We start from the raw sequence: 12531 nt of genomic DNA on the forward strand, positions 1-12531 counted from the left end.
CCTCTCGTGGGCGGCCGGGGTCGGGATCGTCGGGCTCGCAGTCGCCGGCTATCGGGGCGGGGGCGTCGAGCCGCTGCTCGCCGGGGGGGTCGCGCTAGCGGTCGCGTGGGACGCGGCGGACCACGGGCTCTCGGTCGGCGCGCAGGTCGGCCGCGAGGCCCGGACCCGTCGGAGCGTCGCCGTCCACGCGGGGACGACCCTGCTCGCGGGCGGGCTCTCGGTCGGCGTCGTCTACGGCGTCTACCTTGCCGCCGGCGGCTCGCAGCCGGTGGCGGCCCTCGCGCTGCTGCTGTTCGGTGCGGTGGCGTTGGCGTCGGCGCTCCGGTGACGGCGCCGCGCGCCCCGACCCGCTACCGATCGCCTGCCCTTTTGTAGCCCCCCGCCGACGCTCCGGTATGCACATCGCAGCGACTGCGACGACTGCGACGACCGCGGCGACCGCAGCGAGCGCGGAGACCGGCCCCGCGAGGTGGTCGGCGTGACGGACCTCGTGACGTTCGGCGAGACGATGCTCCGGCTTTCGCCGCCGCGCGGTGACCGCCTTGAGACCGCCCGAACCCTCGGCGTGCAGGCGGGCGGGGCGGAGAGCAACGTCGCGGTCGGCGCGTCGCGGCTCGGCGCGGACGCCGTCTGGCTCTCGAAGCTCCCGGAGTCGCCGCTCGGCCGGCGGGTCGTCGGCGAGCTTCGGGGACACGGCGTGCGGACCGGCGTCGCGTGGGCGGATCCCGACGAGAGCCGCGTCGGCACGTACTACCTCGAACACGGCGGCGAGCCCCGCGGGACGACCGTGATCTACGACCGCGCCGACGCCGCGATCACGACGGTCGAACCCGAGGAGCTGCCGACCGCCGCGCTGGAGTCGGCCGCGCGGTTCCACACGACAGGGATCACCCCGGCGCTGTCCGACCGGGCCGCGGAGACGACGACCGCGCTGCTCCGCGCCGCGGGCGAGGCCGGTGCGACCCGCTCGTTCGACCTGAACTACCGGGCGAAGCTCTGGGACCCGGAGACGGCGCGGGCGGCCTACGAGGAGCTGTTCGCGCACGTCGACACGCTGTTCGTCCCGCGGCGCGACGCCCGGGAAGTGTTGGACCGCGAGGGCGACGCCGTCGAGATCGCCCACGGGCTCGCCGCCGAGTTCGGCTTCGACACCGTCGTCGTCACGCGAGGGACCGAGGGCGCGGTGGCCCTGCGGGACGGCGCGGTGTACGAGCAGGGCGTCTTCGACGCGGAGACGTTCGACGCGATCGGCACCGGCGACGCGTTCGTCGCGGGGTACCTCGCCAAGCGGCTCGACGGGGGGGACGTCGCCGACGCGCTGGAGTGGGCCTCGGCGGCCGCCGCCCTGAAGCGCACCGTCGACGGCGACCTCGCCGTGATCACTCCCGAGGACGTGGCCGGCGTCGTCGGCGGTGCGGCCGGCATCGATCGCTAGCGGTCGGCCGACGCCCGCTTCCGTCGACTCGGTCGGTCGAAAGCCCCGTTTCCGACGTCGACTCGACGTTCGCCGGTTTCCGAGCGCAAATTATCAGACACCGACAATTCGGGGGGAACGGTTATGAGCCACGTTCCGGAACGTACGTCCATGATTGGATCGCTCGATCTCGCCCGTCGGTCCCGCGGGCCGACGGATCCCGCCCTCCACGCCGGCGAGTGTGGCCCGCTCCGGGACCGCACGCACCGAGGGGATGGGGACTGACCGACCCACGGTTCACGTCGGCGACCGCGACGGCCTGCCGGACGCCCCGTGGACGAGGCTCCCGCCGGAGACGACGCGGTTCGCGCTGAGCGAGCGCGCCGGGGGGAACGACGCGGACGACGACGGCGACCCGGCGGCTACCGAGGCGGTCGACCCCGTCGTCGTCGTCCGGCTCTGTGCGAGCGGCGACGAGCCGGTCGAGCGGCTGCGTCGAGTCCGAGAGCGGTTCCCCGGCGCGCCGGTCCTCGCGTACACCGCGGACGGCGACGCGGACGCCGCGATCGACGCGAGCCGGCTGGGGGTCGAGTACGTCTCCGGTCGACGCCTGACGGCCGACGGGGAGACGCTCGCGGCCCGGGTCACCGAGCTGACGCGATCGGACGACGACGCCCAGACGTCGGCCGACAGCGTTTCGGAGCGCTCCGGCTCGGAGGGCCCGTTCCTCGAACGCTTCGTCCGGATCACCGCCGACCGGACGTCCGGGCTGGAGGAGAAGCTGGACGCGCTGCTCGACCTCGGCCGGGAGCGGCTCGACCTGTCGATCGGCTACGCGTCGCAGACCACCGACGATCGGTTCACCGTCCGCCGGCATCGAGGCGGGTCCGAGCTGCTCGGCTCGCTGATCGAGCGCGGCGTGGTCGACGCCGACGGGTCGATCCCGCTCGAGAACACGTACTGTCGACGGACGGTCGGCGCGGACGAGGCCGATTCCGAGGGGCCAGCCGGTGGAGAGACGGTGGGCCCCGGCGGCGCCGGAGAGACGGCGAGCCCTGGTGGTGGCGGAGAGACGGCGAGCCCCGGCGGCGTCGTGGCGTTCACCGATCCCGCCGCGGCGGGATGGGACGGCGATCCGGCTCACGAGCTGTTCGGGCTCGGGAGCTACATCGGCGGGCAGATCGTGGTCGACGACGGGGTCGTCGGCAGCCTCTGTTTCGTCGACGAGCTGAGCCGAGACCGCCCCTTCTCGGTCCGGGAACGACTGTTCGTCGAGCTGCTCGCCGACTGGCTCGGGCGGGCGTTCGAGCGGCGCGCGGCCCGCGAGCAGCGCGAGGCGGCCGTCGGCCGGCTGGAGGACACCCTCGAACGGGTCGACGACGCGTTCCTCGCGCTCGACGACGACTGGCGGTTCACCTACGTCAACGAGAAGGCGGCGGCGCTGCTCGGCCGGCCCGCGGACGAGATCGTCGGCGCGAACGTCTGGGAGGAGTTCCCGGACGCGATCGGCGAGACGTACGAGGAGAGCTACCGGCGGGCGATGGAGACCCAGGAGTCGGTGTCGTTCGTGGAGCGCTACGAGGCCCTCGGCCTCCGGACCGAGGTGACCGCGTACCCCTCGCCGGACGGCATGTCGGTGTTCCTCTCGGACGTCACGGACCGGAGGCGTCGGGAACGAATCCTCGAACGCCTCCTCGGCACGGTCGAGCGGGTCCAGCGAGCCGACGACAAGGAGACGATCGCCGACCGGCTGATCGAGGCCGCGGCCGAGGTCCTCGGGTACGAGATCAGCGGCGTGCGGCTGTACGACCCCGAAACCGACCGGCTTCGGCTGGTCGCCACGAGCGAGGGACTCGGCGAGCGGTTCGCCGACCGCGGCCCGCGGCCGCCCGGAGAGGGGGTCACGGGCGAGGTGTACGAGCGCGGCGAGCCGTGGGTGTGCGACGACGTCGCCGCGCTGGGCGACGACCGCGATTACTACCGGATGCGATCGTTCGCGGCCGTGCCGCTCGGCGACCACGGCGCGTTCGTGGTCGGCGCCGTCGAGCCGAACGCGTTCGACGAGGACGACGTGTCGGTGCTCGAACTGCTGGCGACGAACGCGGTCGCCGCGATGGACGCCCACGACCGTCGCCGCCGGCTCCGGACCTACGAGAACGCCCTCAAGAACGTCGACGACATGGTCTGCGTGCTCGACGGCGACGGCGCCGTGACGTACGCCACCGCGCCGTTCGCCGAGTGGCTCGGCACGTCGGCGGCGGCGCTCGTCGGACGGCGGCTCCGTGACGCGTTCCGGGCGCGGGACGGCGACCGGATCGCCGAGGCCGTGGACTGGCTCGGGGGGGCCGGGAGCGCGGCCGACGGCGTGGAGGCGAACGAGACCGCCGACGGCGTGGAGGCGAACGAGACCGCCGACGGCGTGGAGGCGAACGAGATCGCCGACGGCCAGGGCGAGCGAATACGACGAGTGGACGTCGCCGTCGACGGGGACGGCGACGGCCGACGGCGACACGGGGAGATCCGCCTCTCCGCGCTCTCCGAGGGGACGAGCGGGGTCGTCGCGTCGCTGACGGACACCACCGACCTCCGCCGGACGCGGACGGAGCTCTCCCGCGAGCAGGACCGCTTCGACCGACTGTTCGAGCGGCTCCCGGACCCGGTGATCGAGGTCGCGCTCGAACCGGACGAGACGGTGATCGCCGGGATCAACCCGGCGTTCGCGTCGCGGTTCGGCTACGACGCGGCCGCGATCCGCGGGCGCAGCATCGACGCGCTGGACATCCGGGACGACCGGCTCGCCGGCTTCGGCGACGACCCCGGAACGGGGGGCAGAGGCGACGAGACGAACGGGAACTCCCTCGACGAGCGCGTCCGCGCGGAGGGGTTCGTCACCGCGGAGGTCCGCCGTCGGACCGTCGACGGGCCGCGCGAGTTCCTCTTCCGTGGGTTCACCTACGAGACGGCCGGCGGGCGCCGCGCCTTCGGCATCTACACCGACATCACCGACCGCCGGCGCCGCGAGCGGTACTTCCGGGTCGTCAACCGGATCCTCAGGCACAACCTCCGCAACGAGCTGAACGTCGTGTTCGGGTTCGCGAGCGAGATCGCGACCGACGCCGCGGACGCGCGGATCGCCGACCACGCCCGCCGGATCGAGACGACGGGCAAGCGGCTCGCCGACATTGCGGAGGGGGCGACCGAGATCAGGCGTATCGTCGAGGAGGGGATCGTGAGCGACCCCGACCCCGTGTGGGTGGATCGAGTCGCCGCGGCGGTCTGCGAGGAGTACGCCGATCGGTACCCCGAGGCCCGGACCGACGTCGCGGTGCCAGACAACGCCGTCGTTCGCGGCGACGAGCGGCTGGGAAAGGCGATCGGGCACCTCGTCGAGAACGCCGTGGTCCACTCGGGGGCGGACGCGCCGCGGGTGGAGATCCGTGCCGAGTGCCACCCGGAGACCGAGACCGTCACCGTACGGGTCGCCGACGACGGCCCGGGAGTACCCGACGGCGTCCGCGAGGTGATCACCGGGGAGGCGGAGGTGACGCAGCTCAACCACAACACCGGTATCGGGCTGTGGATCGTGGCCTGGACCGTCGAGGCGTACGGCGGCGATATCGGGTTCGGTCCGGGGATCGGCGGCGAGGGAACGACGGTCGCGCTGCGGCTCCCGGCGGCGACGGAGCGATCGAATCGGTGACCGGAGACACCGGCCGTCGCCCGCGTTCCGACCCGTTTATGGTCGCCGGCCCGCCCCGTGAGGGTATGACCGACGACGAGCGACGACGCGGGCTCATCGCCGCGCTCCGGGCGGCCGACGCCGTTCGATTCGGCGAGTTCGAGCTCTCGCACGGCGGCACCAGCGACTACTACGTCGACAAGTACCTGTTCGAGACCGACCCGGACGCGTTGACGCTCGTGAGCGAGGCGTTCGCGGCCCGGCTCGCCGACACGGACGCGAAGCTCGCGGGGGTCGCGCTCGGCGCGGTCCCGCTCGTGGCCGTGACGGCCGCCGAGATGGGTCGCCCGTACGTCATCGCGCGCAAGTCGGCGAAGGAGTACGGCACCGGCAACCGGATCGAGGGGCGCCTCGACGAGGGCGAGGAGGTCGTCGTGTTGGAGGACATCGCCACGACCGGGCAGTCCGCCGTCGACGCCGTCGAGGCGCTGCGGGCGGCGGGCGCGACGGTGAACCGCGTGCTCGTCGTCGTCGACCGCGAGGAGGGGGCCGCGGAGCTGCTCGCCGACCACGACGTACAGTTGGAGTCGCTGCTGACGGCGACGGAGCTGCTGGCGGAGCGGGACGCGGAGTAGGTGCGGCGGTTCGGCCGGGCCGACCGCGAGGGCCGGGCCGGCGTCAGGCCTCGGGCGCGTCCACCGTCGGCACGGCGACGCGGTCGAGCACGTCGGCGATCACGTCGCGCTTATCGACGTCGTTGACGGCGGCGTCCGGGGTGAGCACGAGCCGGTGCGCGAGCGCCGGCTCCGCGACGCGCTTCACGTCGTCCGGGGTGACGAACTCGCGGTCGGCGACGACCGCCGCGGCCCGGGCGGTCTCGAACAGCCGCTGGGTGCCTCGCGGCGAGACGCCCACGTCGACGCGCCGGTCCTCGCGGGTCGCGCGGACGAGCGCGGCCATGTACCCGAGCAGGTCGTCGTCGACGCGGACCGCCTCGGGGACCTCGCGGAGCGCCGAGACGGCGTCGGGGTCGAGGACGCGGTCGACCGTCGGCGCCTGCTCGGCGCGACCCGCGCGGCGACGGAGCAGCTCCACCTCGCCGTCGTCGTCGGGGTAGCCGATCGAGGTCTTGATCGTGAACCGGTCGAGCTGCGCCTCGGGGAGCGGGAACGCGCCCTCGCTCTCGACGGGGTTCTGCGTCGCGATGACGTAGAACGGCTCGGGGAGAGCGTGGGTGTCGCCGTCGACGGTCACCTGTCCCTCTTCCATCGCCTCCAGCAGCGCGGCCTGCGTCTTCGGCGGCGCGCGGTTGATCTCGTCGGCGAGCACGACGTTGGCGAAGATCGGACCGGGGGAGAACGCGAAGGAGCCGTCGCGCTCGTCGAACACGTTCGTCCCGGTGACGTCGGCGGGGAGGAGGTCGGGCGTGAACTGCACCCGGGAGAAATCCAAGCCGAGCGCGGTCGCGAACGAGCGCGCCGAGAGGGTCTTGCCGGTGCCGGGCACGTCCTCTAAGAGGACGTGACCGCGGGCGAGGATGCCGAGCGTGACGCGATCGAGGAACTCGCGGTCGGCGACGACCGCGCCGCCGACTTCGTCGACGACGCGCGAGCAGGCCGCCGCCGCTTCGGGGACGTCCATACGAGGGTCACGGGTGCCGATCCGAAAAGCGTTGCCGGCCCCGGTCCGGACTCGGTCCGAACCCGACCCCATCGCCGGCGATCGAAACGCATAACAGCGGAACCGGCCAACCCGGAAGTGAGCCGAGGTAGCCTAGCCTGGCCAAGGCGGTAGATTCGAAATCTACTGTCCATTCGGACACCGGAGTTCAAATCTCCGCCTCGGCGCTTCTCTCACACTCCGCCCGTTCAGCGACGCGGCCTTGGATCAGCGGGCGACGCGGCCTTGGATCAGCGGGCGGCGTCGCGGGAAAAGAGCAATACGCCACGGATCGGACCGGACCGTCTGTCCGACGCGACGCTGTACGACCGCCTCGGCGACGAGCCCGCGGTCGGCGCGGTCGTCGACGAGTTCTACGACCGAGTGTCGGCCGACGAGCGGGTGGCCCACCACTTCGAGGACGTGGATACGTCGGCCCAGCGCTCCCACCAGACGACGCTCCTGAGCGCGGTCACCGGGGGCCCGATGGGGTACGAGGGCGACGACATGGAGACGGCCCACGAGGGGTTGGCGATCACGGACGCGGAGTTCGGTGCGATCGCCGGCCGTCTCGACGCGGCGCTCCGCGAGTTCGACGTCGACGGCGCGGACCGCGAGGCGGTGATGGAGGCGGTCGAGGGGTTCCGCGACGACGTCGTCGCGGAGTGACCGGAACGCGGGCGGGAGGGGCCGAGACACGGGCCGGAGCGACCGCGAGCGATCCCTACGACTCCCCGCCGAGCGACCCCTGTTCGGAGTCGGGGTCGCCCCGCAGTCGTCGACGCCGCTTGTCGTAGGCCGCCTCCAGCTTCGCGTTCGTCGCCCGCGAGACGAGGTAGCAGTCGACCTCGTCGCCGTCGCGGGGATGCGCGCTCGCGACCCAGACGTGGCCGTCGCCCGTCGAGAGGTCGGCCGCCCACCGCTCGGCGGCCGCGCGGCTCTCGAAGGCGTGACGGGGGCCGTCCTCGAAGACGAGCCGCCCCACCTTCGCGTTGCGCTTTCGCGCCGAGGGCTTCACCGCGACGACGACGCTCACGGGCGACGTTCGTACGTCGTCGCTTAAAAACCTCGTCAGACGCGCTCGGCCGCGACTCGGGTGAGGGCGAACCGCAAGAAACCAAACCCCCGGCTCCGTACCCGAACGCATGAGCGATCCCGCCTGGTACGAGGACGCGACGATCTACTCGTTGGACGTCAAGACGTTCAACGACGGCGACGGGGACGGCTGGGGAGACTTCCGGGGGGCGATCGAGCGGCTCGACTACCTCGACGAGCTCGGGGTCGACGCGCTCTGGGTCCGCCCCTTCTACCCGAGCCCGCTCCGCGACAACGGGTACGACGTCGCCGACTACTACGGCGTCGACGACCGGCTGGGGAGCCTCGACGACTTCCGCGCGTTCGCCGACGCGGCGCACGACCGCGGGATCCGCGTGATCACGGACCTCGTCTTCAACCACACTTCGGACGAACACGAGTGGTTCCAACGGGCCCGTGAGGACCCCGAGTCGGAGTACCACGACTACTACCTGTGGACGAGTCATCTGGACGACGCACACCAGCGCGGCAACATCTTCCCCGAGTACGAGGACGGCGTCTGGTCGTACGACGAGGCCGCCGGGAAGCACTACTTCCACCAGTTCTACGGCCACCAGCCCGACCTCAACGTCGCGAACCCCGCCGTCCGCGAGGAGCTGTACGACGTGCTCCGGTTCTGGCTCGATCAGGGCGCCGACGGCTTCCGGATCGACGCCGCCCACCCGATGCTGATGCCGAAGGGCCACGACGCGACCACCCTCGACGAGACCGACCTCGGCGACTCCATCGGGCTGTTCAAGGAGATGCGGCGGGTCGTCGAGGCGGAGCAGTCCGACGCGGTGCTCCTGGCGGAGGCCGACGACGAGCCGGAGCACCTCGACTACTACTTCGGCGACGGCGAGGCGTTCCACCTCCAGTTCAACTTCGTGCTGAACGCGCACCTCACCTACGCGGTCGGCGTGAAGGACACGTGGCCGCTCCAGCGCGCCGAGGAGATCCTCCCGGACGTCTCCGACGTGGGCGGGTGGGTGAACTTCCTCCGGAACCACGACGAGTGGAACCTGCTGAAGCTCCCCGAGGAGGCGTTCGAGCACGCCCGCGAGCACTTCGGCGACGACGCCGGCGACTCGTGGATCTTCGAGCGCGGGCACCGCCTCCGGCTCGCCGATCTGTACGGCGGCGACCGCGACCGGATCGCCGTCGCCCACAGCCTCCTCTTCTCGCTCCCCGGCTCCGTCGCGCTCCAGTCCGGCGACGAGATCGGGATGGGCGCCGACCTCTCCCTCCCCGAGCGCGAGGCCGTCCGCACCCCGATGCAGTGGGACGACGCCCCGAACGGCGGCTTCTCGACCGCGGCCCCCGAAGAGTGCTACAACCCCGTGGTCGACGAGGGCGAGTACGCCTACGACCGCGTGAACGTCGCCGCCCAGCGCGACGACCCCGACTCGCTGCTCTCGCGGGTCGAGGCGCTCGTGGCGGCCCGCGACGCTTGCCCGGAGATCGCCCGCGGCGACTACCGCGCGCCCGACTGCGACCACAAGGAGACGCGCGTCCACCGGTTCGACCACGAGTCGGAGAGCGGGGACGACACCGTCCTCCTCTGTGCGCACAACCTCGCCGACGACTACCGCGAGGAGATCGTCGGCTTCGACGTCGACCCGGACACCGTCGAGCACGTCGTCGGCGACGGCGAGCACTACGTCGCGGAGGGCGGCGTCACGTTCGAGCTCGACGCCTGCGACTACGCGTGGCTGCGCGGCGAGAAGCGGTAGGACGGCGGCGCGGCCGACCGAGGCGGGCTCCGCCGCCGTCAGTCGTCCGCGAGCGAGGCCGCGTCCGGAACCGACCCGGCGTCGGCGGCGGCCGAGAGCAGGCGGTCGAGCCCGTCGACCATCGCGACGACGCTGGCGCGGGTGATGTCGGCGTCCGTGGAGGAGACCGAGACGGAGCGGTCGCCGCGCGAGAGGTCGACCTCGACGGTGACGACCGCGTCGGTGCCGCCCGTGATCGCGTCGACGTGGTAGGAGTCCAGATCGAAGGAGACGCCCTCCCCGGCTGAATCGCCCGCGAGCGCGGCGCGAACGGCTTCGAGGCCGGCGTCGACCGGGCCGGCGCCCGTGCCGGAGGCGACGCGCTTCTCGTCGCCGACGCGGAGCCGGACCGACGCCGTCGGGAGGTTCCCGCCGGAGGTGGCCGACAGGTCCACGAGCTCCACGTGCCGGTCTCGCTCGCGGCCCTGCACGTCTTCGGTGATCGCGAGGAGGTCGGCGTCGGTGACGCGCTTCCCGCGGTCGCCGAGCTCCTTCACGCGGCTCACGACCGCGCTCAGCTCCTCGGCGTCGACCGCGACGTCGTGCTCGGCGAGCGCGGCCTTGACGCCCGCGCGGCCGGCGTGCTTCCCGAGCACGAGCCGCCGCTCGCGGCCCACCGTCTCGGGCGGGTACGGCTCGTACATCGTCCCGTCCTTGAGCGTGCCGTCCGTGTGGATCCCCGACTCGTGGGCGAAGGCGTTGGAACCGCAGACCGCCTTGTTCGGCGGGAGCGCGACGCCGGTCGCCTCCGAGACGGTCCGGCAGAGCCGGTAGAGCCGTTCCAGCTCGACCGTGTCGATATCGTACGACCGGGCGAGCGCGACGGCGACCTCCTCTAAGGCGACGTTGCCGGCGCGCTCGCCGACGCCCATCACGGTGCCGTGGACGGTGTCGGCGCCCGCCCGCAGCCCGGCGTGGACGTTCGCGACGCCGAAGCCGAGGTCGTCGTGGGTGTGGAGGCTCGTCGGGCCGCGCTCGGCGAGCCGGGAGACGACCTCGGCGGTGCGCTCCGGGTCGGCCGCGCCGACGGTGTCGCAGTAGCAGATCCGGTCCGCGCCGGCGTCGAGGCCGGCGCCGAGCAGGCGGTCGAGGTAGTCGAGATCGGCGCGGGAGCCGTCCTCGCCGAGCACCTCGACCCACAGGCCGTGGTCTTTCGCGTACTCGACGAGCTCGACCGTGGTGTCGACGACCTCGTCGCGGGTCGAGCCGACCTTCGTCTCGACGTGCTTGTCCGAGGCGGGGACGACGAGGTTGATCCCGTCGACGTCGCAGTCGAGCGCGTGGTCGACGTCCCGCTTCACGCCGCGGGCGAAGCTCGTTACGGTCGCGTCGAGCCCCTCGCCCGCGACCCGGCGGATCGCCTCGCGCTCGCCCTCGGAGGTGCACGCCGAGCCGGCCTCGATCAGGTGCATCCCCGCCGCGTCGAGCTCGCGGGCGACGTCGACCTTCTCGGCCGGCGTCAGCGAGACGCCGGGCATCTGCTCGCCGTCGCGCAGGGTGGTGTCTAGAAGCTGTACCTCGTCGAGGTCGGTGAGTGGTGTTCGGGTCAAAAGGGAGTCCGTCCGCTTGTCGGTGGGTTCGGAGCCGGTGCCGCCGCGGGGCGGTCGTGCCCCGGAGTCGTTATCGTCGGAGAATTTCGCGGCCAGCCGCCGTGAGGCGACTTCCTCTATCCTCCGAACGACCACGATCGTCTCGTGTCATTCGTGTCCGTGCCGACGCGTCTCACGCATATAAACGAACGGGTTGAGACAGGTTTGGCCAACGGATCGTCGGCGAGGTCGGGGTTCGACTGAGGGTTCGTCGACGCCGGGGGTCACGCGCCGTCGCCGACAGGGTTACACGCGCGGGCCGAGAGCGAACCCGCATGAAGCGAGTCGCGATCGACGACGTCGACGTCGTCACGAACCCGATGGAGGTCCACGACGTGCGAAAGCCCGTCTCGCGCGTGCTCGGAACCGAACACGTCGCGATGAACTACTTCGAACTCGCGCCCGGCGACGCCTTCTCCGGCGGACTCCACGCCCACGGCGACCAGGAGGAGGTGTTCTACGTGCTCTCGGGAACCGCCACGTTCGAGGTCGGGCGGGAGCGCGAGCGCGTCGACGTCACGGCGGGCGAGCTGATCCGGTTCGCGCCCGGGGAGTACCAGTCCGGGTTCGTCCGCGAGGACGCCGACGAGGAGGTCGTCGCGTGGGCGGTCGGCGCGCCCGGCGCCCGCCACGACTGGGAGGAGATCGAGTCGCTGATCGAGTGCCGGACCTGCGGCGAGGAGCGCCCCCACGCGACGGAGCTAACCGACGAGGGGCGATTCCGATTCACCTGCTCGGAGTGCGGCACCTCGTTCTCTCCGTAGTGGGTCACCCGAGGAGCGACCGGAACGACCGGCGACCGACGCCGCACGTCTCCCGGTAGTCGCAGGCGGAACACCGGTCGTCGTCGACGCGCGAGGGCGGGCCGTCTATCGCGCGGGCGGCCCGCAGCGCCCGGCGGTAGGCGGCCTTTCTTCGAGCGGTGAGCCGGACCTCGCGGACGGCGCCCACGCTCGGGTACTCGACCAGCGCGCGCGACACCTCGCGTTCGCGCTCCCACGCGACCGCCTTCGCGACGGCGACGGCCCTGACCGACTGCGGCTCCCAGACGCCGTTTTCGGGGGGTTCGCCCGGAGAGACGACCGTCGGGACGGGCGGATCGGCGGGGGTGGCAGGGTCGAGCACCTTGTGAATCGTTCCGTGACAGTCCTTTCCGGAGACGAAGGCGCGCTCGCGGTCGGCGTCGACGAGCCGGCCGTAGTCGTCGCGCTCGCGGAGGCGGTCGAGGTTCCGGCGGTACGCGGCGGGGGAGCGGCGGATCGGGAGCCGGCGGAGCGTCGCGTCCGGCGCGTCGACGAGCGTCGGGGACCGGGAGGCGGGGAGGGGTATGGGACCGGAGACGGG

10 protein-coding genes, 1 tRNA gene and 1 pseudogene are annotated in these 12531 nt (G+C 72.5%); 8 read left to right on the forward strand and 4 right to left on the reverse strand.

Going from position 1 to position 12531, the window contains the following annotated elements:
- From OQF71_RS11055 to pyrE, 4 genes and pseudogenes are all read left to right on the forward strand, one after another.
- Positions 1-328: pseudogene (locus OQF71_RS11055) on the forward strand (hypothetical protein); the annotation flags it as partial.
- A gap of 141 nt (positions 329-469) precedes the next feature.
- Positions 470-1435 (forward strand): bifunctional 2-dehydro-3-deoxygluconokinase/2-dehydro-3-deoxygalactonokinase, encoded by a 966-nt coding sequence (gene kdgK1 / locus OQF71_RS11060; protein WP_280587735.1) that lies wholly within the window; start codon positions 470-472, stop codon positions 1433-1435.
- Positions 1436-1688: 253 nt separating this feature from the next.
- A complete protein-coding gene (locus OQF71_RS11065) occupies positions 1689-5114 on the forward strand; it encodes a PAS domain-containing protein (RefSeq protein WP_280587744.1) in 3426 nt (1141 codons plus the stop codon).
- A 65-nt stretch (positions 5115-5179) separates the two neighbouring features.
- Positions 5180-5728 (forward strand): orotate phosphoribosyltransferase, encoded by a 549-nt coding sequence (gene pyrE, locus OQF71_RS11070; RefSeq protein WP_280587737.1) that lies wholly within the window; start codon positions 5180-5182, stop codon positions 5726-5728.
- A gap of 43 nt (positions 5729-5771) precedes the next feature.
- Here the strand turns inward: pyrE and OQF71_RS11075 are convergent, their stop codons facing one another.
- Positions 5772-6734, reverse strand: coding sequence for an AAA family ATPase (locus OQF71_RS11075; protein WP_280587738.1), 963 nt, complete (start codon positions 6732-6734; stop codon positions 5772-5774).
- 121 nt (positions 6735-6855) lie between these two features.
- Here OQF71_RS11075 and OQF71_RS11080 point away from each other — a divergent pair.
- Together OQF71_RS11080 and OQF71_RS11085 are read left to right on the forward strand one after the other, a co-directional pair.
- A tRNA-Ser gene (locus OQF71_RS11080) sits at positions 6856-6940 on the forward strand.
- Between the two features lie 118 nt (positions 6941-7058).
- Positions 7059-7421 carry a group 1 truncated hemoglobin gene (locus tag OQF71_RS11085; RefSeq protein ID WP_280587745.1) on the forward strand — a complete coding sequence of 121 codons (363 nt, stop codon included), beginning with the start codon at positions 7059-7061 and terminating at the stop codon, positions 7419-7421.
- A gap of 55 nt (positions 7422-7476) precedes the next feature.
- Here OQF71_RS11085 and OQF71_RS11090 read toward each other — a convergent pair whose 3' ends face one another.
- Positions 7477-7788 carry a hypothetical protein gene (locus tag OQF71_RS11090; RefSeq protein WP_280587739.1) on the reverse strand — a complete coding sequence of 104 codons (312 nt, stop codon included), beginning with the start codon at positions 7786-7788 and terminating at the stop codon, positions 7477-7479.
- A 109-nt stretch (positions 7789-7897) separates the two neighbouring features.
- Here OQF71_RS11090 and OQF71_RS11095 point away from each other — a divergent pair, with 109 nt between their 5' ends.
- Positions 7898-9559 (forward strand): alpha-amylase family protein, encoded by a 1662-nt coding sequence (locus OQF71_RS11095; protein WP_280587740.1) that lies wholly within the window; start codon positions 7898-7900, stop codon positions 9557-9559.
- Positions 9560-9597: 38 nt separating this feature from the next.
- Here the strand turns inward: OQF71_RS11095 and OQF71_RS11100 are convergent, their stop codons facing one another.
- The gene (locus tag OQF71_RS11100; RefSeq protein WP_280587741.1) at positions 9598-11148 is read right to left on the reverse strand and encodes a (R)-citramalate synthase; all 1551 of its coding nucleotides are present in this window, start codon (positions 11146-11148) and stop codon (positions 9598-9600) included.
- A gap of 314 nt (positions 11149-11462) precedes the next feature.
- On the opposite strand from OQF71_RS11100, the gene OQF71_RS11105 reads away from it, so the two are divergent.
- Complete coding sequence (locus tag OQF71_RS11105) at positions 11463-11951, forward strand: cupin domain-containing protein (RefSeq protein ID WP_280587742.1); 489 nt, start codon at positions 11463-11465, stop codon at positions 11949-11951.
- 4 nt (positions 11952-11955) lie between these two features.
- Here the strand turns inward: OQF71_RS11105 and OQF71_RS11110 are convergent.
- On the reverse strand, positions 11956-12531 hold a 576-nt coding region (locus OQF71_RS11110), incomplete at its 5' end, for a Dna2/Cas4 domain-containing protein (protein WP_280587743.1).

The sequence above is a fragment of the Halorubrum sp. Boch-26 genome (genome assembly GCF_029889805.1).
Classification (GTDB): Archaea; Halobacteriota; Halobacteria; order Halobacteriales; family Haloferacaceae; genus Halorubrum.

Bases quoted from the DNA above. Each gene is read 5' to 3' on its own strand.
- OQF71_RS11065 (WP_280587744.1), top strand. From the start codon at position 1,689: ATGGGGACTGACCGACCCACGGTTCACGTCGGCGACCGCGACGGCCTG.
- pyrE (WP_280587737.1), top strand. From the start codon at position 5,180: ATGACCGACGACGAGCGACGACGCGGGCTCATCGCCGCGCTCCGGGCG.
- OQF71_RS11075 (WP_280587738.1), bottom strand. From the start codon at position 6,734: ATGGACGTCCCCGAAGCGGCGGCGGCCTGCTCGCGCGTCGTCGACGAA.
- OQF71_RS11095 (WP_280587740.1), top strand. From the start codon at position 7,898: ATGAGCGATCCCGCCTGGTACGAGGACGCGACGATCTACTCGTTGGAC.
- OQF71_RS11105 (WP_280587742.1), top strand. From the start codon at position 11,463: ATGAAGCGAGTCGCGATCGACGACGTCGACGTCGTCACGAACCCGATG.